Here is a 20,519-nt window from a genome sequence, read left to right as displayed (position 1 = left end):
GGCGGAGCAGGCAAAGAACATAGGACCCCCCCCTCCCCGCGGCGGGGCCCTTTCCCCCCCCCCCCCCCCCCCCCCCCCCCGCCGCCGTGAACGCACCCCCGCCCTGCCCCCAAGCAGGCGTCCCGGCTCTGCCGTCGAGCAGGCGCCCCACCCTGCCGCCGTGAACGCACCCCCGCCCTGCCCCGAGCAGGCACCCCCAACCCGCCGTCGAGCAGGCGCCCTCGCCTCGCCCCGTGAAAACACCCCCGCCCTGCCCCGAGCAGGCGTCCCCGCACTGCCGTGGCGCAGACAGCCCGCCCTGCCTCCGTCAAGCGGAGTCGTGTCTCCTGCTTGATGCGGGGCGGGGGTGGGGGACGGGTCCGGTGTGGCAGGATCCGCTGGCATGTCGTCGTCAGCCGTGCGGTGGTCGAACTCCCGCAACCCGCTGCTCCTCCTCCTGCTCGCGATGCTCCTGGCGGTAGGCGCCACCGCGCCCGGGGCCGCCGCGCAACCCTCGACGGGGGCGGGGGCCGGCCCGGCCGCGACCCCCGACGGTCTGCGCTTCGACGTCTCCCTGCGCGCCGACGACGACGGTTCCCGCTGGACGGGCCGGCAGCGGGTGTCGTTCCGCAACGCGTCGGACCGGCCGCTGCACGAGGTGTACCTGCGGCTGTGGGGCAACGGCGTGGACGGGTGCGGCACGTCCGGCGCGCCGTCCGCCGTCGTCGTGTCCCGGGTGCGCGGCGGCACGCCCGGGCCGCTCAGCGTCGGCTGCACGGCCCTGCGTATCGCCCTGCCGCAGCCGCTCGCGCGGGGTGGGCGGACGGCCGTCTCCTTCGACGTGTCCCTCACCGTGCCCGAAGGCACCGGCCGCTTCGGCCGGGAAGGCGCGTTCCGCTTCCTGGGCAACGCGCTGCCGGTGCTCGCGGTGCACGACGAGCGGGGATGGCACCTCGACCCGTACGTCGCGACCGGGGAGAGCTTCTACGCCCTGGCGGGCGACTACCGGGTGCGCCTCGACCACCCCTTCGCCCTCAAGGTCCCGGCGACCGGCCGGACCTGGACCCGCGACGGCGCGCCGGGGCGGACCGTCACGCACAGCGTCGCGCACCGTGTGCGGGACTTCGCCTGGGCGGCGGGCCCCTTCCGCACGGCGCAGGAGACGTCGCCCGGCGGCGTGCGGGTCAGGTCGTACTGGGCGCCCGACACACCCGCGGAGGGCGTGCGCCTCAACCGGGCGGACGGGGTCGCGGCCGTGGACCGGTTCGGCGCGGAGTTCGGCCGGTACCCGTACGGCGAGATCGACCTGGTGATGACGCCGGGCTTCGGCGGCGGCATGGAGTACCCCGGCCTGGTGCTGCTCGGCACCACCGAGGAAGGCGGCGCCGTCGTCCACGAGGTGGCGCACCAGTGGTGGTACGGCATCGTGGGCAACGACGAGTACGGCGCGCCCTGGCTGGACGAGAGCTTCGCCCAGTACGCCACCGCGCGCTTCTACGACTGGGACATGAACGCGTGCTGGTCGGAGGTGTACTGGCCGAGCGAGGACAGCGCGCTGACGAACTCGATGGCGTACTGGGCCGGGCACCCCGGTGAATACCACCTGATCTACACGGCCGGCCCCTGCGCCCTGACCGAGCTGGAGCGCACCCTGGGGGCGGATGCCATGGCGCGCCTGCTGAAGGGCTACGCACGCGACCACTGGTACGGCGTGGCCCGCACCGCCGACTTCAAGGAGGCCGCCCAGGCCGTGACGGATCTGGACCTGGCCCCCTTCTGGCGGGAGCACCGCATCCGGTGAGCGTCCGGACGGCCGCCCGGCCGGCTGGTGCGGTCTACCGGTCGCTCCACCGGTAGCGGCGCTCGGGGCGGCCCGCCTGTCCGTAGCGCAGCGACACCGCCGCCCGGCCCGTGACACTGAGGTGTTCGAGGTAGCGGCGGGCGCTGACGCGGGAGATGCCGACGCGGGTCGCGCACTCGGCCGCGGACAGCGTTCCGTCGGCGGCGCGCAGCGCGCGTTCGACCAGCTCCGAGGTCTCCACGCTCATGCCCTTCGGCAGTGAGGGCGCCACGGCCGGTGCCGTGACGCGGCCCAGTGCGCGGTCCACGTCCGCCTGTCCGCGGACGGTCCCGGCGCTGAGGTCGCTGCGCCGGGCGCTGTAGCGTTCCAGGCGTTCCCTGAGGTCGTCGGCGTCGAACGGTTTGAGCAGGTAGTCGACGACGCCCTGGCGGACGGCGCCGCGCACGGTCTCCGCCTCGCGGGCGGCGCTGATCACCATGACGTCGCAGTCCTGGCCGGCGGTCCGCAGCCGGGGGACGACGTCGAGCCCGAACATGTCGGGCAGGTACAGGTCGAGCAGGACCAGGTCGGGCCGGAGTTCGGCGGCGGCGGCCAGTGCCCGCTCCCCGCAGTCCGCCGTCCCCACCACGCGGAAGCCCGCGACGCTGTCGACGAATCCGCGGTGGATGCGCGCCACCATGAAGTCGTCCTCGACCACGAGTACGTCGATCATCGGACTTCCTCCGTCTCCCGGCCGGTCGGCTGCCCCACGGACATCCAGGCGATGAACATGGCGCCCTCCGGCGTGTTGGACACCGACACCTCGCCACCCCGGCGGGTGCACACCAGCCGGGTCAGTGCCAGACCGATGCCCCGGTCACCGCCGCGGGCGGCCTTGGTGGTGAAGCCGTGGGCGAACACCTCCTGCGCGAGCTCCGGCGCCACGCCCGGCCCCGAGTCCCGTACGACGATCTCCACGCTGGAGGCGTCCTGGCGCAGTTCGACCTCCACCCAGGCGTCACCGTCGTGGTCCGCGGTCGCGGCGGCGTCGACGGCGTTGTCGAGGAGGTTACCGAGAACCGTCGCCACGTCCGCGGAGTCGGTCGGCTCCAGCCGGTCGAGGGCGGTGCGTTCGGAGATGCGCAGCCGCACCTTGCGTTCGGCCGCGAGCGCGGACTTGGCCATCAGCAGCGCGGCGACGGCCCGGTCGCGGACCCGGCTGGAGAGGGTCAGGTCGAGCGACTCGCGGTGCCTGCGCAACGCGCGCACGTACCGGACGACCTCGTCGTGCTCGCCGATCTGGATGAGTCCGGAGATGGTGTGCAACTGGTTGGAGAACTCGTGGGCCTGGGCGCGCAGCAGTTCGGTGCTGCTGCGGAACGATCCCAGCTCGCGCTCCAGTTGGGCCAGTTCGGTGCGGTCCCGCAGGGTGGTCACCGAGCCGAGGCGGCGGCCGTCCTTGGTGACGTCCATCCGGTTCATCACCAGCACCCGGCCCCGGCGCAGGACGACCTCGTCGCGCCTCTCACCGCCGGTGCCGGCCAGGACGTCGTACAGCCTGCCCTCGATACCGAGGTCCGCCAGGCTCATTCCGACGCAGCGGTCGGGCAGGTCGAGCAGTCCGCGGCCGACCTCGTTGACCAGGGTGAGCCGCAGGTGGGGGTCGAGCGCGATCACTCCCTCGGCGATGCCGAAAAGCATCGCCTCGCGGTGTTCGGCGAGCCCGGCGATCTCCCGGGGTTCCAGGCCGAAGGTCTGGCGTTTGATCCGCCGGGCCAGCAGCCAGGAGCCGGCCACCCCGAGGACGCTGGCGGTGCCGAGGTAGGCGAGCAGGTAGGAGGAGGCGCCGTTGAGGCGCTGCCAGACCGTGGGCGAGACGCGTCCGATCATCACCGTGCCGAGGTGGTCGCCGATGTGGTCGAGGTCGTCGCCGAGGACCGGGACCTGGGCCACCAGTTCGCGCACCCCGTCCACCTCGAGCTCCCCCGACCAGCCGCGCGCCCGGGCCACGTCGGTCCCGTGGACGGGCAGCCGGGTGCCGACCAGGGTGGGGTTGGTGGAGGCGACGATCTTCCCGCGCGCGTCGGCGACGGTGACGGAGGTGACGTTCGACTGGGTGCGCCGGGTCTGCAGCAGCGGTGCGAGGGTCTCGGCGGGCGCGGGACGCACGAGCTGGCTGCGCAACAGGGGATTTCCGGCCATCTCCTCGGCGAGGGCGGTCACCCGCCGTCCCTCGACCCGGTCGAACGTCGCCTTCGACTGCGCCAGCGACACCGCGGCGACCGCGACCAGCACGATCACCACGATGGCGAGCTGCAGAACCAGCAGCTCACCGGCGAGGGTGGGGCGACGTGACGCAACGACCACTATGAACTCAACCTTCAATGGTCACACAAGGCAGACGGGGTGTCCGAGGGATCGCACAATCATGGCGCCGGACTCGCCCTAGCGAAAGAGATGAGCCATGAGATCTCGCAGAGCCGCATTTCTCGGCGCTCTTGCCACCGTGTCGATGCTCGCGGTCAGCGCCTGCGGCGCCACCGCGGACCAGGAGGACGCGGGGAGCACAGGCTCGAGCGACAAGCCCGTCACCGGTCTGCGGCTGATGGTGCCCAACACCCCGGGCAGCGGCTACGACGTGACCGCCCGGACCGTCGCCCAGGTGATGCAGGACTCCAAGGTGGCCTCCGGTGTGCAGGTGTACAACCTGCCCGGCGCCGGCGGCACGGTGGGCCTGCAGCGCCTGGTGAACGAGAAGGGCAACGGCAAGCTGGCCATGCAGATGGGGCTGGGTGTCGTCGGCGCCGCGTACACGTCGAAGTCGAAGGCGACGCTCACCGACACCACGCCGATCGCCAAGCTGATCGAGGAGGCCGGCGCGATCGTGGTGTCGAAGGACTCCCCGTACAAGACGATCGACGACCTCGTCACCGCGTGGAAGAAGGACCCGAAGAAGGTGGCGGTGGGCGGCGGCTCGTCGCCGGGCGGACCGGACCACCTGCTGCCGATGCAGCTGGCGAAGGCCGTCGGCATCGAACCGAAGAAGGTCAACTACGTCGGCTACGACGGCGGCGGCGAGCTGCTGCCCGCCATCCTCGGCGACAAGGTCGCCTTCGGCGCCAGCGGGTTCGGCGAGTTCCTCGACCAGATCGAGGCGGGCCAGGTGCGGGTGCTGGCCGTGACCAGCGAGAAGCCGATCGACGCGGTCAAGGACGCCCCGACCCTGAAGGACTCCGGCATCGACCTGGTCTTCACCAACTGGCGCGGTGTCGTCGCGCCGCCCGGTATCACCGACGCCCAGAAGAAGACCTGGGTGGACGCCCTGACCAGGATGCACGACTCGCAGCAGTGGAAGGCCGAGCTGACCAAGCGCGGCTGGACCGACGCCTTCCTCACCGGTGACGCGTTCGGCACCTACCTGGAGACGCAGGACAAGACCGTCGCCGGCCTGCTGACCGAGCTCGGGCTGGCATGAGCTCCCCCGCACAGACCGACCGCACCGAGGACACCCGCCCGTCCCGGGGTGGGGACCGCGCGCAGTACGGCATGTGCGCGTTCCTCGCCCTGCTGGGCACCGCGGTGGTCGTGGACGGCCTCGGCGTCCCGCACGTCACCAGCGGCACCGACCCCGTAGGACCGCGTACGGTGCCGCTGGTCCTGGGCGTCCTGCTCGTGGTGGTCGCCGTGCTGTACGCCGTCGACGTGGCCCGGGGCGGTCGCGGCGAGCCGGAGGCCGGCGAGGACGTCGACCTGTCCCGGGGCAGCGACTGGCGCACGGTGCTGCTGCTGACCGGCGTGTTCCTGGGGAACGCCGTGCTGATCGAGCGGCTCGGCTGGGCCATCAGCGGGGCGCTGCTGTTCTGGGGGACGGCGTTCGCCCTCGGCAACCGGCACCACGTCCGCAATCTGCTGATCGCGGTGACGCTGTCCCTCACCACCTTCTACGCCTTCGCGATCGGGCTCGGTGTGAACCTCCCGGCCGGTGTGCTGCAAGGGATCCTGTGATGGACAACCTGAACAACCTCATGCAGGGCTTCGCGGACGTCGTGGCCCCGATGAACCTGTTGCTGGCGCTGATCGGCGTGGTCGTCGGCACCGCGGTGGGCGTCCTGCCGGGCATCGGCCCGGCGATGACCGTGGCCCTGCTGCTGCCCGTCACCTACGGGATGGAGCCGGTCCAGGCGTTCATCATGTTCGCCGGCATCTTCTACGGCGGCATGTACGGCGGCTCGACGACGTCGATCCTGCTGAACACCCCCGGGGAGTCGTCCTCGGTGGTGACGGCCATCGAGGGCAACAAGATGGCGAAGGCGGGACGGGCGGCGCAGGCCCTCGCCACCGCCGCGATCGGTTCCTTCGTGGCGGGCACGATCGGCACCCTGATGCTGGTGCTGGTGACCCCGTTCGTGGTGGACTTCGCCGTCAGTCTGGGCGCGCCGGACTACTTCGCGCTGATGCTCCTGTCGTTCGTCGCGGTCACGTCCGTACTGGGCGCGTCCCGGATCCGCGGGCTGATCTCGCTGCTGCTGGGCCTGACGATCGGCCTGGTCGGCATCGACGCGGTGTCCGGACAGCAGCGGCTCACCCTGGGCGTCCCCCAACTCGCGGACGGCATCGACGTGGTGATCGTCGCCGTGGGGATCTTCGCCGTGGGCGAGGCGCTGTGGGTGGCCGCGCATCTGCGGCGCAGGCCCGCCGAGGTGATCCCGGTAGGCCGTCCGTGGATGGGCGCGAGCGACTGGAAGCGGTCGTGGAAGCCCTGGCTGCGGGGCACGGCGTACGGATTCCCGTTCGGGGCGCTCCCGGCCGGCGGGGCGGAACTGCCGACGTTCCTGTCGTACGCGACGGAGAAGCGGCTGAGCAAGCACCCCGAGGAGTTCGGCAGGGGCGCGATCGAGGGCGTCGCCGGTCCCGAGGCGGCCAACAACGCCTCCGCCGCCGGCACCCTCGTCCCGATGCTGGCCATCGGCCTGCCGACGAACGCGACCGCCGCGGTGATGCTCGCCGCGTTCCAGTCGTACGGCATCCAGCCCGGCCCGCTGCTGTTCGAGCGCGAGGCGAGCCTGGTGTGGGTGCTGATAGCCAGCCTGTTCATCGGCAACCTGCTGCTGCTCGTGCTGAACCTGCCGCTCGCGCCCACCTGGGCGAAGCTGTTGCGGATCCCGCGCCCCTATCTCTACGCGGGGATCCTGTTCTTCGCGTCGATGGGCGCGTACGCCGTCAACGCCCAGCCCGTGGACCTGTTGCTGCTGCTGGTGCTCGGGCTGCTCGGTTTCGCGATGCGGCGGTTCGGGCTGCCGGTGCTGCCGCTGATCGTCGGCGTCATCCTCGGCCCCCGGGCCGAACTGCAGGGACGGCGCTCCCTGCAACTGTCGGGCGGCGAACTGTCGGGGCTGGTGGGCGGGCCGGTGTCGTACGCGGTCTACGCCACGGTCGCCGCGGTGCTGGTGTGGCCGCTGGTCCGGCGGTTCGTCGTACGTCCCCTGCGTGAGCGAGGTGCCTGAGACATGCCTGGAGGGAAGCAGACATGACCGTACTGGTCGGATACGTCCCCTCACCCGAGGGTGAGGCCGCGCTGCGCGCGGGGATCGACGAGGCCCGCCTGCGCGGGGAGAGGCTGCTGGTGGTGAACACCTCACGGGGGGACGCCTCCGCGGACCCGCGGTTCGCGCAGGAGCCCGATCTGGCCCATGTGCGCGAGGACCTGTCCGCGCTGGGCGTCGAGTTCGACGTCCGCCAGGTGCTCGGGGGCGGCGACGCGGCCGAGGAGATCGTCGAACTGGCCCAGAAGGCGGAGGTGTCGCTCGTGGTGATCGGGCTGCGCCGGCGCAGTGCCGTGGGCAAGCTGATCCTCGGCTCGGCCGCCCAGCGGATCCTGCTCGACGCGGGCTGCCCGGTCCTCGCGGTGAAGGCGGCGGACCGGTCGTGATCCTGAAGACGTTCGGCTGGTCGTTCGCCGTCACGGCGCTCGGGCTCGCCTTCGCGGCCTGGCAGTGGGGCTGGGAGGCCTTCGGGATCGTGCTGATCCTCTCCGTCCTGGAGATCTCGCTGTCGTTCGACAACGCGGTCGTCAACGCCGGGATCCTGAAGAGGATGAACGCCGTCTGGCAGAAGATCTTCCTCACCCTCGGCATCCTGATCGCTGTGTTCGGCATGCGGCTGGTGTTCCCGGTCGTGATCGTCGCCCTCAGCGCGAAGGTCGGTCCGATCGAGGCGGTCGAACTCGCCCTCGACCAGCCCGCGCGGTACGAGGACCTGGTCACCGACGCCCATCCGGCGATCGCGGCCTTCGGCGGGATGTTCCTGCTGATGATCTTCCTCGACTTCGTCCTGGAGGACCGGGAGGTGAAGTGGCTCGGCCGGCTGGAGCGCCCCCTGGCCCGGCTCGGCAGGATCGACATGCTGGCGGTCTGCGTCGCGCTGGTCGCGCTGCTGGTCACGGCGACCACGTTCGCGACCCACGCGCACGTCAGCACGGGCCACGCCGACCGATCCGCGACGGTACTGCTCTCCGGCATCGCCGGCCTGATCACGTACCTCGTGGTCGGCGGGCTCTCCGGCTACTTCGAGGACAGGCTCGAAGAGGAGGAGGAACGCGAGCACGAGGTGGAGGAGAAGGCCAGGGCGGAGGGCCGGCCGGTCACGGTCGTCGCCCTGGCCGGCAAGGCCGCGTTCTTCCTCTTCCTCTACCTGGAGGTCCTCGACGCGTCGTTCTCCTTCGACGGGGTGATCGGCGCCTTCGCCGTCACGAACCACATCTTCTGGATGGCCCTCGGTCTCGGCATCGGCGCGATGTACGTCCGCTCGCTCACGGTCTACCTGGTGCGCCAGGGCACCCTGGACGACTACGTGCACCTGGAGCACGGCGCCCACTACGCGATCGGCACCCTCGCGGTGATCCTGCTGGTCACCATCGAGCACCAGGTCAGCGAGGTCGTCACCGGTCTGGCCGGGGTGGCCCTGATCGCCGCGTCGTTCTACACCTCGGTCCGCCGCAACCGGGCCGAGCGGCCGGCTCCCGCGGAGCTCACCGGGGCGCGGTGAGCCGCGAACGTCGGGACCGCGGGTGCGCGGCGCCCCCGCGGTCCTTCGCGCGTACCCGTCTGCCGCCGCGCGTTTCCGACGCCCCGACATCGCCGCCACGCCTCGGTCCTCCGCGGCATCGAGGAGGCCGCGCGGGCCGCGTCCCGCGCGGTCGGGATCGGCGTCCTGCAATCCGCCGACGAGGCAACCGCCGCCGTCGACCGCCCTGAACCCCCTGGTCCGGGTGACGTTCCGCAGCGCGGACGCGTGGCCGGACATCGACCGCATCGGGCTCGGCAAGGGCGTCGGCCGGCGGATGCCTCGAGCTCACGAGGGCTGCGGACGCCGACCGGGGCGCCGGTCCGGCCGGAACCGTATGACGTCGCTCCGTCGGGGAACACGGTGGCCAGCCCGTGTCCGGTCAACCTGTCAGGAGGGACCATGAGTCTGCTGCGTCTGGTCGGTCGCCCCATGCTGGCCTCGATGTTCGTCTCGGGCGGCCTCGAGTCCCTGCGAGCGCCCGAGCAGGTCTCGTCGGCCGCCGAGCCCGTCGTCCGGCCCGTCACCGACCGGGTGGAGGTTCTGCCCGACCGCACCGAGCAGGTCGTACGGCTCAACGGGGCCGTCCAGGTGGCGGCCGGCCTGCTGCTCGCGACGGGCCGGGTCCCCCGGGTGGCCGCGCTCGCGATCGCCGCGACCCTCGTGCCGACCACGCTGGCGGCCCACCGGTTCTGGGAGGCGGAGGATCCGGACGAGCGCACCCGGCAGCGCATCCACTTCCTGAAGAACGCGTCCATGCTGGGCGGGCTGATGATCGCGGCCGCGGACACCGGGGGCAGCCCGTCCCTGGGGTGGCGCGGCCGGCACGCCGCGCGCGGCGTGCGGCGCGAGGCCCGGCTGGTGCGACGGTCGGTCCGGGCCACGGCCCGCCCCGCGGCTGCGGCCGGCGCGGTCCGCGCCCGCCTCATCCGCTGACCGGGCACCCAGGGTGCCGTGACGGACGTCCGGGGGCCGGACGTCCGTCACCCCGCTCCCGCCCGCCGCGGAGTGACGGCGGGCGGCCGGCGCCGCGTGCCGCTGGTCGCCTGCCCGAGTGACGGGGAGGCGGCCGTGACCGAGACGGCGGGCGCGGAGGAGTGACGGCTGTCGCCGCCGCGGAGCGGCGGCGACAGGGGGGCACGGTGGTCATGGTGACGGCCGGCGCGGGCCGGGGTCGGCCGCGGCTTGCGGCGCAGCGGGCATGGGCTCATAGTCCGAGGTATGGACGCGCGCGAGACGGCGCTCCGGCAGGCGTACGGCCATGCCGTCCGGTGGCTGGCGTCCCTGTCCGAGCGGCCGGTCCCCGCCCGTGCCTCGGTCGAGGAGATCGTGTGCGCGCTCGGTGCCGAGCTGCCCGACGGTCCGAGCCCTCCCGCCGACGTCGTCGACCTGCTGGCCACGGCCTGCGATCCGGGGCTCACCGGTTTTCCCAGCGGCCGCTTCTACGGGTTCGTCGTCGGCGGCACCGAACCCGCCGCGCTGGCCGCCGACTGGCTGGTCAGCGCCTGGGACCAGAACTGCGTGATGCGTGCCGTCTCCCCGGCGCACACGGCGGCGGAGGACATCGCCGGCGCGTGGCTGCTCGACCTGCTGGGGCTGCCGGCCGGCAGCGCCGTCGGGTTCACCACGGGTGCCACGATGGCGAACTTCACCTGTCTCGCCGCCGCCCGCGACACGGTGCTGGGCCGCGCCGGGCGGGACGTCGCCCGCGACGGCCTCGCGGGGGGACCGGCGCCGCGCGTCCTCGTCGGCGCGTCCCGCCACATGGCCGTCGACCTGGCCCTGCGCTACCTGGGCCTGGGAGCGCCGGAACCGGTGCGCGCGGACGACCAGGGGCGCATCGACCCGGGGGCCCTGCGGCACGCCCTCGCGGCCGACGGACGGCGCCCCACGATCGTGGTCCTCCAGGCCGGGGACATCCACTCCGGCGGCTTCGACCCCTTCCCTGAGACGGTCCCGGCCGCGCACGAGGCGGGCGCCTGGGTGCACGTCGACGGCGCCTTCGGGCTGTGGGCGGCCGCCTCCCCGCGTCACGCCCGGCTGACGGAGGGCTGCTCGGCCGCCGACTCCTGGGCGACGGACGCCCACAAGACCCTGAACGTCCCCTACGACTGCGGTCTCGCCGTGGTCCGGGAACCGGCGGCCCTCCGGGCGGCGATGGGCCTGCACGGCGCCTATCTGATCCAGCACGAGCGCGGCGACCCCGTCGACAAGGTGCCCGAGCTCTCCCGGCGCGGCCGGGCCTTCACCGTGTGGGCCGCGCTGCGGTCCCTCGGCCGGTCCGGTGTCGCCGACCTGGTCGAGCGGCTGTGTCGGCACGCCTCCGCGTTCGCCACCGGCATCGCCCGGATCGACGGCGCGCGCGTCCTCAACGACGTCGTCTTCACACAGGTCTGCGCCGAGTTCGGCGACGACGACCGTACGGAGCGGGTGCTGACCCGACTGCTCGACGACGGCACGACGTGGATCAGCGGCTCCGTGTGGCACGGCCGTCGGGTCATGCGGATCTCGGTGAGCAACTGGTCGACGACCGACGAGGACGTCACCCGCGCGCTCGAAGCGATCCGGCGCGCCGCGGCCGGTGCCTGACCGCCGCGCCACCCCGCCGCGCCCCACCGGCCGGGCGGTCACCGGGAGTGCGGGGCCGGCGGCGCAGGGTCTCGGGCGCCGGCTCGCCGGTGGCCGTGGCGCGAATGACGTGGTCGGCGAAACCCGGACTCCCAGGACAGCGGCCTCCGGGACGACGCGACGATCCTGATGCCCGAAGGGCAGCCGGTGGCGCGCCGTCGAGTGCCGGGGCCGGTGTCCGGGACGCCGGGGTGGGTCGGGGTGTCCGGGTATGGGGTGCCCGGCCGGCCTGAGGCTCGGGCTCCGTTTCCGCCTCAGAAGCTCGGGTTCCGCTCAGAAGCTCCCGTTCCGGTTTCCGGCGGGGGCACGGGCTCACGCCGCCGAGGGCACCGGAGCGACGCTGACCCTGGTGTGCGCGGACCGCCTCAGCCCACGACGACTCCGGCGGGTGTCGGGGCCCGGTCCCGCCCGAGGAGCGCGCCGCCGAAGTTCTCCTCGACCTCCGCCCTCTCCGCCGTGTTCGGGTAGGGGTTCGTGCAGGCGGTGCCCGCGCTGGAACCGGACATCAGGCTGGAGCAGGGTCCCGGCTTGCGGTCGGGCAGACCCAGGATGTGCCCGAGTTCGTGGGCGGAGATGCGGGTCGTGTCGTAGCCCTGGTCGACGGCCTGGCGCCCGATGTATACGGTGCCGTTGCCCAGGGTGGAGGGCAGTGCGCGCGGCCAGCCGTCGTCCGCCAGCACCCGGATGTTCGCGCGTTGCCCGGCCGCCACCGGCCGCAGGTCGACGGCGTCCACGCTCTCGTTCCAGATCGCCGCGCCCCGGTCGACCGCGCTCCTGAACTCCGCCGAGCCGCTCGCGTCGTAGGTGAGGACACGGGCGGCGAGGGGTTGGCGCGCGGCCCGGGTGGAGTCGGCCGCCCCGGCCTCGCCGCCCGCGAGGGACAGGGACACCGCGAGGGCGGCGGCCAGACCGCCGGTCAGCGTACGGACGTGCATGATCGACCTCCTTACAGAGGGAGAGAAGTCGTGCTCATGACACTCTGGGCCTGCCCGGCGGGGACCGGTCCGAATCCGGTCGGGTGATCCCGTCGCACTTCGGAGTGCGGACGGCGGTGGAACGGGAACCGCCGTGGGAGGGGGCCGACCCGCACGCGACCGTACGGACCACATGATGCAGACCTTCCTGCCGTACCCCGACTTCCACGCGTCCGCGCTCGTCCTCGACCGCCGTCGGCTGGGCAAGCAGCGGGTCGAGGCGCTCCAGGTGCTGCGCGGTCTGACGGTGCCCGGGTACGGCTGGCGACGGCACCCGGCCGTGCGGATGTGGTCCGGCTACGAGGAGGCCCTGGTGCGCTACGGGCTCGAGATCTGCCGGGTGTGGCGGGAGCGCGGCCACCAGGACAGCTGTGCCGCCACGCTCGTCGCCGACCTCGCCGTCGTCCGCCCCGGAGCGCCCGTGCGCGACCAGGCGGAGCTGGCCCGGGCCGGCGAGCTGCCACCCTGGCTCGGTGACGACGCCGTGCACCGCAGCCACCGGTCAGCGCTCCTGCGCAAGGACCCTGACGTGTACGCCGCCCTCTTCCCCGGCGAGCCGGACGACCTGCCGTACGTGTGGCCGGCGTCCGACCGCGACCCCGAGGCCCGCTCCGGCTGACCCGCCGCATCCCCGGGCGGCGGTTCACCGGGGCCGGGGACCGATGGGCCGCCGGTCTCCGTCGTCGTCGGAGCCCGGGGTGGGGCGCGTGGGGCGGGCCCCGCGGCGCGCTCGGGCTCCGGCACGCCGGTCACGACCGAAGTCGCCCGGCCGTAGACCATCGGCCGATGGCCCGCTGCGCCGCGCCTGCCCAGACTCGTGACGGCGACGGGCCGGACGACGGCGGGAGAGCGGGAGCGTGGACAGGGTGAAGAGGGCAGACGGGTCGGCGGACGAGGCCACGGTGGTGAAGGAGTCGGCCTGGGCCGTGACGCTCTTCTGCGTCGTGTGCGGAGCAGGGCTCGGCTGGCTGGTCACCGTGCTCGCCGACTGGCTGGTGACGCTTCCCTGGGCGCCGTTGGAGGGCCCGGCCGAACTGCTGACGTCGATACCCGAGCCCGGTCTCACCGTCGGCGCCGTGTGTCTGGGTGCGCTCGGTGGCCTGTTGCTCGGGTGCGTCGCGGTGCACGAGTCGTTGGGGGTCACGGTCGGCGACCGCCACGTGATCCTCCTGGTCCGGGACACCACCCAGGAGTTCCCCCGCGGCGAGGTCGCCCTGGTGTGCCGGGACCGCAAGCAGCTCGTCCTGCTCGGTGCGGACGGGCTGGAGATCGCGCGGGAGGACAGCGGCCTGCCCTGGGGGCGCCTCGCCGACGCGTTCACCGCACACGGCTACGGCTGGGCGGACGAGGACCCGTACCGGGACGAGTTCCGCCGTTGGGTGCCCGGGACCCCCGGGCTGCCCGAGGGGGCGGACGCGCTGCTGCGGGCCCGCGCGGAGGCCACGGCCACGGACGGCGGCGCCGAGGACGCCCGGGAGTTGCGGCGGGAACTCTGGCGCCTCGGCGTCGTCGTACGGGACGGGAAGGGCCGGCAGTACTGGCGTGCGTCGCGGCGGCCCTGACCGTGCCGGGACCGGCCGTGGCCGGATCCGTCCTCCGCGCCTCGGGTACACCCGGACCACCACGCCAACAGCTCGGCGAGCGGCGGCTGTGACGGCCCCATCGGAGCGCAGGGGCGCGCACCGTGTCGCGGCGTGGTTCCGGCGCAGCCACGCCCGCGGCATGTGCGGCTCGCGGCCGAGCGGCGCCGGCCGCCGGCACGGTCGTCGCCGGCCGGGGTCGGCATGGGTCCGCCTCCCTGCGAGGCAGGGCCGGCCGGTCAGGGGGCGCAGCCGCCCACGCGTCGGGTGCTCAGCGCCACGTCGTCCATGCGGACCTCGTACGAGGAGGGCGTGGGGTCGGCCTGGTAGAGCTGCCAGCCCAGCTTGAGCGTGTCGAAGCGGGGGAAGACGAAGTCGCCGGCCGCACCGCCGTGCTCCTTCGTGGAGACCGTCAGCTCGGACCGCTCCTCGCCGTCCAGATAGACGGTGACGCGGTTGTCGCGTGCGTCGAGGTGGAACTCGGCGCAGGTCCAGGTCGCGTCCCGGGCGGGAGCGGAGGTCTTCCAGGCCGTCCAGTCGCCGGTGGGGCCGAGGTCGGAGCCGACACCCCAGAAGTCGGCCCGCTCGGTGGGCACGTACTGGCCGCCCAACGGCCGAACCAGTGTGGGTGCGTCGGAGCCGGATGCCTCCGCGACGGTCCAGTGCGCCCAGTCGGGGGCCGTGGGGAACCGGTCGACGCGCAGCCGCAGACGGGCCCAGAAGCTGTTGCCGGCGGGCGCGAGGTCGGACAGGACGAGGAAGGCGCGCCCGTTGCCCTCCGTGCGCAGCCGCAGTTCACGGCCGCGGCCTGCGGTCCCGGGTACGACGGTCAGTGAGCCGTTCGAGGTGTCGCTGGTCCAGCCGCGGCCGGCGGTGACCGGGCCGAGCGGGAGGCGGTCGAAGTTCTCCCGGACGACGGTGCCGGGCGGGAGGGGGGTGGCCGAGGCAGTGGGGGGCGGCGCGAGCAACGCGGCCGAGACGGCCAGGAGCGAGGCTGCGAGCTTCCTCATGCGAGTCATGAAAGTACAGTCTGCAACATCCGTACCGGGTCACGGGAGTGGTCCCCGCCCGGCGGACCGGGTACTCGACAGGTACTGATTGTGGAAGGAACCGACAGGATGATCATCTTCGGCACCAAGGGTTACCTCTACCAACTCGCCATACTGACGCTGGTGTGCGGTCACTGCCGCAACCCCGCCGCCCACACGCTGCGCAAGCGCGTCACGAAGTTCACCCTGTTCTTCGTGCCGCTGTTCCCGATCTCCACGAAGTACACGACGCAGTGCACGTTCTGCGGGGCCGAGCAGAAGGTGGCCAAGGAGCAGGCCGAGCAGTTGCAGGTCCAGTCCGCGGGCGGCCCCGGCGGCCAGCCGTACGGGCAGCCGCAGCGGATGTCCTAGGGGGCCGCGGCGCAATGGCCCCCGTCCCGCCTGGTCGGCCCCTGCGCCGGTGCGACCCTGGAGGGGGGAGCCGAGTGTCCGAGTCTCCGAGTGTCCGAGAAGGACGACCCGGGAGGGCCAATGGGACGGGACGTCCCGGCGATGGTCTTCACCCGTGAGGACCGCCGCCGGTACCGGAGCAAGATGCAGCAGTGCCTCGAGACGTTCGCGCAGATGCTGCGCGAGGCGCGGTTCGAGTCGGAGCGGCCCCGGGTCGGACTGGAGATCGAGCTGAACCTCGTCGACGACGAGGCGAGGCCGGCTATGCGCAACAGCGACGTGCTGGAGGCGATCGCGGATCCCGCCTGGTCCACCGAGCTGGGCCGGTTCAACCTGGAGATCAACATCGCGCCCCGTCGTCTGACCGAGGGCGGCCCGGACTCCTGGGAGTCCGAGATCCGGGCCGCGCTGAACCACGCCGAGGAGCGCGCCCGCTCGGTCGGCGCGCACCTGATCATGATCGGGATCCTGCCCACGCTGCGGCAGGAGGACGTCGGCGAGGCGGCGCTGTCGGAGAACCCGCGCTACCGGCTGCTCAACGACCAGATCTTCGCCTCCCGCGGCGAGGACCTGCGCATCGAGGTGGACGGCGCCGACCGGCTGCACACCTACGCCGACACGATCACACCGGAGGCGGCGTGCACGAGCACCCAGTTCCATCTCCAGGTGTCCCCGGAGGAGTTCGCCGACTACTGGAACGCGGCGCAGGCGATCGCCGGCGTACAGGTCGCGTTGGCGGCCAACTCACCGTTCCTGTTCGGCAGGGAGCTGTGGCACGAGACCCGGATCCCGTTGTTCGAGCAGGCCACCGACACCCGCCCGCAGGAGTTCAAGGTGCAGGGGGTGCGGCCGCGGGTGTGGTTCGGGGAGCGCTGGATCAACAGCGTCTTCGACCTGTTCGAGGAGAACCTGCGCTACTTCCCGGCGCTGCTGCCGCTGTGCGACGAACAGGACCCCTCCGAGACGCTGGACCGTGGCGACATCCCGGAACTGGGCGAGCTGACGCTGCACAACGGCACGATCTACCGCTGGAACCGCCCGGTCTACGCCGTGGCCCACGACAAGCCGCACGTGCGGGTGGAGAACCGGGTGCTGCCCGCCGGCCCGACCGTCGCCGACACCCTCGCCAACGGCGCCTTCTACTACGGCCTCACGCGCGCCCTGGTGGAGGAGGAACGGCCGGTGTGGTCGCGCATGTCCTTCTCGGCCGCCGAGGACAACCTGCACACGGCGGCGCGGCACGGCATCGAGGCACGACTGTACTGGCCCGGGATGGGCGAGGTCCCTGTGTCGGAGCTCGTCCTGCGGCGGCTGCTGCCGCTGGCGCACCGGGGGCTGGAACGCTCCGGCATGGACACGGCCTGGCGCGAACCGCTGCTCGGCATCATCGAGCAGCGGTGCGTCGCCGGCCGCAACGGGGCACTGTGGCAGAAGGAGATGTTCCACCGCGTGGACGCCGCCCGCCACGCCGGACGGCACGAGGCGCTGCGGCGGATGACCGAGCTGTACATGGACTACATGCATCTCAACGCTCCCGCACACACCTGGCCGGTCGACTGACGTCCGGGGCCGCCCGCCGGCGGGCCTGCTCCCGCGGCGGACGGCCCACGACGTCCCGTGGCCGTCTCAGCAGAGGCGGCCGGTGTAGTGGGCGCCCTGGATCCTGGCGGCCGAGCCCAGCCAGGAGGTGCCGGGGCCGACACACCGCTCGTGGTCGGGCGACAGGGCGACCTCGACCTTGATGATCACGCGGGAGCCGTCGGAGGTGCAGTGGTTGTAGAAGGCGTCCGAGCCGGTCTCGTAGAACCCGCAGGGGGCCGCGGCGGCGGAGCCGCCCGCAGCGGTCACGGCGGCCAGGGAACTCAGTACGAGGGCGGCGGAAGCGAGGACACCGGTCATCATGCGACGAGCGCGCACAGCGGGGCTCCTTGTCAGGAAGGGAATCGGCGAGAAGACACCCCGCGTCCGGTCGAGGGCCGGGGTGTACGCCTCAGGATCCTTCCGTCACGACCGTGCCGGTGATCGGTCGGCGGACGGTTCACCCAGCGAATCGTTCATCTCTACGCCGCCCGGGTGACACCAGCCGCGTTCAGAACCGGGCCGCACGCGAGGGGGCCGCCGTACGGCCGACCGCCGCCGCCAGTTTGCGCAGGCGGCGCCAGTCGAGGCGGGGCGGTGCTTCGGGGACGCCGGGACGGTTGCGCGGGACGCGGACCCGCAGTGCGCGCCGTTCGATGCGGCAGCGGACCGGGGCGGGCAGCGTGAGTGCCTCGCCGTCGAGACCGATCTCCAGGTGGGGTTCGTCGGCCTCGACGACCACCTCGGGGGCGGCGAGCACGGTGAGACCGTCGGGGTTCGGGGCGAGGAGCAGTTCGGCGGCCTCGACGGCGCTGTCCACCCGCACGGCGAGCACGCCCAGCTTCCCGGAGTCGAGCCGTTCGCGCCGGCCGAAGCCGAAGGGGTCGTCGAGGCGGTAGGGGTTGTTGCTGACCAGCACGGCCTGCGGGCCGGTGATCGTGACGCCGCCCGCCCGTGCGGTCAGGCACGGGCCCTGCTGTCGGGTGAGCAGGTCGGGCAGCCGGTCCAGTGCCGCGCCCACCTTGTCGTCGCGGTAGCCGGGGCTCTGGACGACCGCCCCGTACACCCCGAAGGACGCGTTGTTGACGAAGGGGTGGTCGTCGGCGAAGCCGAGGTCGACGCGGAGTTCGACACCGTCGGTGAGGGCGTCGAGGCAGGTGGAGGGGTCGTCGCGGTCCAGGCCCAGGTCCATGGCGAAGTGGTTGCGGGTGCCGGCGGAGATCACCAGGAACGGGATGCCGTGTTCCGCGGCCACGGCGGCGACGAGGGCCTGGGTGCCGTCGCCGCCCGCGACGCCCAGGAGGTCCGCCCCGTCCGCGACGGCGGCCCGGGCCAGGGCGGTGACGTCCTGGTGCCGTTCGGGGTCGAGCAGGAGGACGCGGGCGCCGAGGCGCTCGGCCTTCTCCCGCAGCGCGAACTTCTCGACCTTGCCGCCACCGGAGCGCGGGTTGAGCAGCAGGAACGGCCGCTGCGGCGGTGGCGTGCGGTGTTCCTTGACGCGGACCGGGCGCAGGCCCGTGCTGCGCAGGGCGTACCGGCCGCTCCAGACCGCCAGGCACCACAGCAGCAGGGACAGCACGACCGCCCAGAGCAGGTTGACGGTCACGAACAGGACGACCACGGTGACGGGGGCGGCGACGGCGAGCACGGCCGCCGCGACGCGGGCCGGCCCACGGCGGGAGAGGACCCACCACAGGGCCGCCGCGGTGAGGGCGAGTCCGGCGAGGCCCGCCGCGAGCAGCACCAGCCCGCCCAGGCCGCCGGCGGCGAACGGCGGCAGCGCCGCCGACACGGCCGCGGCCAGCGCCGTCCTGGCCGCCCACCGCTGCCGGCGGTGCAACCGGTCGCTCCCCGCCGCTGTCATAACGCCCCTCCACTCGTACGGCGGCCGCCGCAGGAAGGCCTGCGGCACCGCACCGGACCGTCACCGTGCCGCCCGCCAGGGGTCGGCCCGGCCACGTGCACCATCGAGGCTCCCCCACCGGTGTACACCTCGGATCCGAAGATCCCTTGGGGCGGCGCCATCGGTAGCGTACGCGGCCCTGGCACACGCTTTCGGCCGGGTCGGGAGCCGCACGGCGCGTCAGCCGGTCAACGACAGCCCTCGGAACCACCAAGGGCCGACCAAGATCCGCCCACGGCTTCCCCCCGTCACCCCATGATTCGGCAACTCGCGCGATCACCACCGCCGTCGGACGTACGTTCCCCTGCGTGAACTCAGAAGTCACCCCCGACAGAGTCGGCGGCCACGAGCCGACCGCTATCACCAGGGCGCTGCGGGGAGCGCCCGCCCCGCGCCGCCGCGTCCTCTTCGGCGCCGGCCTGGCCACGGCCGCCGCGGTGGGCGGCGTCGCCCTGGGCGCGGCCCCCGCCTCCGCCTCGCCCCGTCCCGCCGCCCGCCCCCGTACCCCGGAGCAGGCACTGCGCGCGCTGGCCGAGGGAAACCGGCGCTGGCGCACCTACAGCGAGAGGCACCCCGACGAGACACCGGACGTCCGGCAGAGCGTGACGTCGGGTCAGCACCCCTTCGCGGTGGTGCTCGGCTGCGTCGACTCCCGGGTGCCGCCGGAGCTGGTGTTCGACCAGGGCCTCGGAGATCTGCTCACCGTGCGCAGCGCCGGGGAGGTGCTGGACGAGGCGGTCCTCGGCAGCATCGCCTACGGGGTGCTCGAGCTCGCCATTCCGCTGGTCGTGGTCCTCGGTCACCAGTCGTGCGGCGCGGTCCGCGCCGCCGTGGACACGGACCTGTCCGGCGAGCGGCTGCCCGCGCACATCCAGTACCTGGCCGACCAGATACGCCCGAACATCGACCGGGCCCAGGAGGGGGACGCCCGGGTCGCCGCGACCATCGACGCCAACATACGGTCCGTCCGCTCCCGGCTGGCCGCCGAGCCCGATCTCGCCGCGAAGATCGCCTCGGGCGGGCTGGCCGTCGTCGGCGCCCGCTACGACCTGACCACCCAGCGCGTGCACCGCGTCTGCTGACCCCGTCCACCCCTGTGTCCCCGGCGCGCGGACCGCTTCGGCCCGCGCGCCGGGGACACCTGTGCGTGGTCAGCGGCGACGCAGCAGCCCGGGGGCCACGGCCGCGATGACGGCGACCAGCAGGACGGTGAAGCCCGACAGCGCGGCCCGCTCGCTGACGTAGCGGGTGGCCACGCCCACACCGAGCACCGGTACGGCCAGCCCGACTCGGGGTGGCCGTCATGCCGTCGTTCGCCGCCCCCGACCGGGACGACCCGCGCCTGGCGGTCAGGGCGCTCAGCGATCCGGACATGCGCTGGACGCTCTCCGTCGCCACGGCCTCGGCGCGCCGCCCGAGCGCCGCCCTGCGGGCGCTGCTGCACCTCGTCGACCGCTATGTGCAGCTCACCTGAGGGGTCCTTGCATTCTGCCCGCCCGGGCCGCGCGGGCCGGGTGGGAAGAAGGAAAGGGACCCCCAAGGGTGGTCCGTTCGTGGAGAGCATGCCCCTGCGCAGTCCGGCCCACGTGCGCGACC

21 protein-coding genes are annotated in these 20,519 nt (G+C 73.3%); 15 read left to right on the top strand and 6 right to left on the bottom strand.

Features of this window, described 5'->3' with window-relative positions; translation table 11 throughout:
- The first annotated feature begins 382 nt into the window (after positions 1 to 382).
- Positions 383 to 1,780, top strand: coding sequence for a M1 family metallopeptidase (locus ACZ4YY_RS20510; RefSeq protein WP_468291849.1), 1,398 nt, complete (start codon positions 383 to 385; stop codon positions 1,778 to 1,780).
- Between the two features lie 34 nt (positions 1,781 to 1,814).
- Here ACZ4YY_RS20510 and ACZ4YY_RS20505 read toward each other — a convergent pair whose 3' ends face one another.
- Entirely contained in the window at positions 1,815 to 2,492 is a 678-nt protein-coding gene (locus ACZ4YY_RS20505) for a response regulator (protein ID WP_468291847.1), read from the bottom strand.
- A complete protein-coding gene (locus ACZ4YY_RS20500) occupies positions 2,489 to 4,126 on the bottom strand; it encodes a sensor histidine kinase (protein ID WP_468291844.1) in 1,638 nt (545 codons plus the stop codon). The genes ACZ4YY_RS20505 and ACZ4YY_RS20500 overlap by 4 nt, the downstream gene beginning before the upstream one ends.
- Before the next feature lie 97 nt (positions 4,127 to 4,223).
- Here ACZ4YY_RS20500 and ACZ4YY_RS20495 point away from each other — a divergent pair, with 97 nt between their 5' ends.
- The 8 genes from ACZ4YY_RS20495 to ACZ4YY_RS20460 all read left to right on the top strand — a co-directional run bounded on the left by ACZ4YY_RS20495 (position 4,224) and on the right by ACZ4YY_RS20460 (position 11,410).
- A complete protein-coding gene (locus tag ACZ4YY_RS20495; protein WP_468291841.1) occupies positions 4,224 to 5,234 on the top strand; it encodes a Bug family tripartite tricarboxylate transporter substrate binding protein in 1,011 nt (336 codons plus the stop codon).
- Positions 5,231 to 5,764 carry a tripartite tricarboxylate transporter TctB family protein gene (locus tag ACZ4YY_RS20490; RefSeq protein ID WP_468291838.1) on the top strand — a complete coding sequence of 178 codons (534 nt, stop codon included), beginning with the start codon at positions 5,231 to 5,233 and terminating at the stop codon, positions 5,762 to 5,764. Before ACZ4YY_RS20495 ends, ACZ4YY_RS20490 begins: the two co-directional genes overlap by 4 nt.
- Positions 5,764 to 7,263: a tripartite tricarboxylate transporter permease gene (locus ACZ4YY_RS20485; RefSeq protein ID WP_468291836.1), complete on the top strand. Its 1,500-nt coding sequence runs from the start codon at positions 5,764 to 5,766 to the stop codon at positions 7,261 to 7,263. The genes ACZ4YY_RS20490 and ACZ4YY_RS20485 overlap by 1 nt, the downstream gene beginning before the upstream one ends.
- Before the next feature lie 23 nt (positions 7,264 to 7,286).
- Positions 7,287 to 7,688: a universal stress protein gene (locus ACZ4YY_RS20480; RefSeq protein WP_468291833.1), complete on the top strand. Its 402-nt coding sequence runs from the start codon at positions 7,287 to 7,289 to the stop codon at positions 7,686 to 7,688.
- Positions 7,685 to 8,803 (top strand): DUF475 domain-containing protein, encoded by a 1,119-nt coding sequence (locus tag ACZ4YY_RS20475; protein ID WP_468291830.1) that lies wholly within the window; start codon positions 7,685 to 7,687, stop codon positions 8,801 to 8,803. Before ACZ4YY_RS20480 ends, ACZ4YY_RS20475 begins: the two co-directional genes overlap by 4 nt.
- A 420-nt stretch (positions 8,804 to 9,223) precedes the next feature.
- Positions 9,224 to 9,757, top strand: coding sequence for a DoxX family protein (locus tag ACZ4YY_RS20470; protein ID WP_468291827.1), 534 nt, complete (start codon positions 9,224 to 9,226; stop codon positions 9,755 to 9,757).
- Positions 9,758 to 9,775: 18 nt separating this feature from the next.
- A complete protein-coding gene (locus tag ACZ4YY_RS20465; RefSeq protein WP_468291824.1) occupies positions 9,776 to 9,922 on the top strand; it encodes a hypothetical protein in 147 nt (48 codons plus the stop codon).
- Positions 9,923 to 10,042: 120 nt separating this feature from the next.
- A complete protein-coding gene (locus tag ACZ4YY_RS20460) occupies positions 10,043 to 11,410 on the top strand; it encodes a pyridoxal phosphate-dependent decarboxylase family protein (RefSeq protein WP_468291821.1) in 1,368 nt (455 codons plus the stop codon).
- Positions 11,411 to 11,814: 404 nt separating this feature from the next.
- Here the strand turns inward: ACZ4YY_RS20460 and ACZ4YY_RS20455 are convergent, their stop codons facing one another.
- Complete coding sequence (locus ACZ4YY_RS20455; RefSeq protein ID WP_468291819.1) at positions 11,815 to 12,384, bottom strand: snapalysin family zinc-dependent metalloprotease; 570 nt, start codon at positions 12,382 to 12,384, stop codon at positions 11,815 to 11,817.
- A 175-nt stretch (positions 12,385 to 12,559) separates the two neighbouring features.
- Between ACZ4YY_RS20455 and ACZ4YY_RS20450 the strand changes: the two genes are divergently transcribed.
- Positions 12,560 to 13,042 (top strand): MSMEG_6728 family protein, encoded by a 483-nt coding sequence (locus ACZ4YY_RS20450; protein ID WP_468292147.1) that lies wholly within the window; start codon positions 12,560 to 12,562, stop codon positions 13,040 to 13,042.
- Between the two features lie 247 nt (positions 13,043 to 13,289).
- Positions 13,290 to 13,985, top strand: a complete 696-nt coding sequence (locus ACZ4YY_RS20445) for a YqeB family protein (protein WP_468291816.1) — start codon at positions 13,290 to 13,292, stop codon at positions 13,983 to 13,985.
- A gap of 257 nt (positions 13,986 to 14,242) precedes the next feature.
- On the opposite strand, the gene ACZ4YY_RS20440 is transcribed toward ACZ4YY_RS20445, so the two are convergent.
- Positions 14,243 to 15,022 carry a hypothetical protein gene (locus ACZ4YY_RS20440; protein WP_468291813.1) on the bottom strand — a complete coding sequence of 260 codons (780 nt, stop codon included), beginning with the start codon at positions 15,020 to 15,022 and terminating at the stop codon, positions 14,243 to 14,245.
- 99 nt (positions 15,023 to 15,121) lie between these two features.
- Here ACZ4YY_RS20440 and ACZ4YY_RS20435 point away from each other — a divergent pair, with 99 nt between their 5' ends.
- Positions 15,122 to 15,403: a zinc-ribbon domain-containing protein gene (locus tag ACZ4YY_RS20435; RefSeq protein ID WP_468291810.1), complete on the top strand. Its 282-nt coding sequence runs from the start codon at positions 15,122 to 15,124 to the stop codon at positions 15,401 to 15,403.
- A 120-nt stretch (positions 15,404 to 15,523) separates the two neighbouring features.
- The gene (locus tag ACZ4YY_RS20430) at positions 15,524 to 17,002 is read left to right on the top strand and encodes a glutamate-cysteine ligase family protein (protein WP_468291808.1); all 1,479 of its coding nucleotides are present in this window, start codon (positions 15,524 to 15,526) and stop codon (positions 17,000 to 17,002) included.
- Positions 17,003 to 17,068: 66 nt separating this feature from the next.
- On the opposite strand, the gene ACZ4YY_RS20425 is transcribed toward ACZ4YY_RS20430, so the two are convergent.
- Positions 17,069 to 17,341 carry a DUF6355 family natural product biosynthesis protein gene (locus tag ACZ4YY_RS20425; RefSeq protein WP_468292144.1) on the bottom strand — a complete coding sequence of 91 codons (273 nt, stop codon included), beginning with the start codon at positions 17,339 to 17,341 and terminating at the stop codon, positions 17,069 to 17,071.
- A gap of 190 nt (positions 17,342 to 17,531) precedes the next feature.
- Positions 17,532 to 18,884 carry a diacylglycerol/lipid kinase family protein gene (locus ACZ4YY_RS20420; protein WP_468291805.1) on the bottom strand — a complete coding sequence of 451 codons (1,353 nt, stop codon included), beginning with the start codon at positions 18,882 to 18,884 and terminating at the stop codon, positions 17,532 to 17,534.
- Between the two features lie 347 nt (positions 18,885 to 19,231).
- Here ACZ4YY_RS20420 and ACZ4YY_RS20415 point away from each other — a divergent pair, with 347 nt between their 5' ends.
- Together ACZ4YY_RS20415 and ACZ4YY_RS20410 are read left to right on the top strand one after the other, a co-directional pair.
- Positions 19,232 to 20,005: a carbonic anhydrase gene (locus ACZ4YY_RS20415; protein WP_468291802.1), complete on the top strand. Its 774-nt coding sequence runs from the start codon at positions 19,232 to 19,234 to the stop codon at positions 20,003 to 20,005.
- Between the two features lie 212 nt (positions 20,006 to 20,217).
- A complete protein-coding gene (locus ACZ4YY_RS20410) occupies positions 20,218 to 20,397 on the top strand; it encodes a hypothetical protein (RefSeq protein ID WP_468291799.1) in 180 nt (59 codons plus the stop codon).
- The last annotated feature ends 122 nt before the right edge of the window (positions 20,398 to 20,519 follow it).

The organism is Streptomyces sp. NPDC030143 (assembly GCF_055573695.1).
This window is presented reverse-complemented; position numbering and strand designations above follow the sequence as displayed.

Excerpts from the sequence above, each read along its gene's own strand:
- ACZ4YY_RS20510 (WP_468291849.1), top strand. The coding sequence starts at position 383 with ATGTCGTCGTCAGCCGTGCGGTGGTCGAACTCCCGCAACCCGCTGCTC.
- ACZ4YY_RS20505 (WP_468291847.1), bottom strand. The coding sequence starts at position 2,492 with ATGATCGACGTACTCGTGGTCGAGGACGACTTCATGGTGGCGCGCATC.
- ACZ4YY_RS20495 (WP_468291841.1), top strand. The coding sequence starts at position 4,224 with ATGAGATCTCGCAGAGCCGCATTTCTCGGCGCTCTTGCCACCGTGTCG.
- ACZ4YY_RS20490 (WP_468291838.1), top strand. The coding sequence starts at position 5,231 with ATGAGCTCCCCCGCACAGACCGACCGCACCGAGGACACCCGCCCGTCC.
- ACZ4YY_RS20485 (WP_468291836.1), top strand. The coding sequence starts at position 5,764 with ATGGACAACCTGAACAACCTCATGCAGGGCTTCGCGGACGTCGTGGCC.
- ACZ4YY_RS20480 (WP_468291833.1), top strand. The coding sequence starts at position 7,287 with ATGACCGTACTGGTCGGATACGTCCCCTCACCCGAGGGTGAGGCCGCG.
- ACZ4YY_RS20470 (WP_468291827.1), top strand. The coding sequence starts at position 9,224 with ATGAGTCTGCTGCGTCTGGTCGGTCGCCCCATGCTGGCCTCGATGTTC.
- ACZ4YY_RS20460 (WP_468291821.1), top strand. The coding sequence starts at position 10,043 with ATGGACGCGCGCGAGACGGCGCTCCGGCAGGCGTACGGCCATGCCGTC.
- ACZ4YY_RS20455 (WP_468291819.1), bottom strand. The coding sequence starts at position 12,384 with ATGCACGTCCGTACGCTGACCGGCGGTCTGGCCGCCGCCCTCGCGGTG.
- ACZ4YY_RS20450 (WP_468292147.1), top strand. The coding sequence starts at position 12,560 with ATGCAGACCTTCCTGCCGTACCCCGACTTCCACGCGTCCGCGCTCGTC.
- ACZ4YY_RS20440 (WP_468291813.1), bottom strand. The coding sequence starts at position 15,022 with ATGACTCGCATGAGGAAGCTCGCAGCCTCGCTCCTGGCCGTCTCGGCC.
- ACZ4YY_RS20435 (WP_468291810.1), top strand. The coding sequence starts at position 15,122 with ATGATCATCTTCGGCACCAAGGGTTACCTCTACCAACTCGCCATACTG.
- ACZ4YY_RS20430 (WP_468291808.1), top strand. The coding sequence starts at position 15,524 with ATGGGACGGGACGTCCCGGCGATGGTCTTCACCCGTGAGGACCGCCGC.
- ACZ4YY_RS20425 (WP_468292144.1), bottom strand. The coding sequence starts at position 17,341 with ATGACCGGTGTCCTCGCTTCCGCCGCCCTCGTACTGAGTTCCCTGGCC.
- ACZ4YY_RS20420 (WP_468291805.1), bottom strand. The coding sequence starts at position 18,884 with ATGACAGCGGCGGGGAGCGACCGGTTGCACCGCCGGCAGCGGTGGGCG.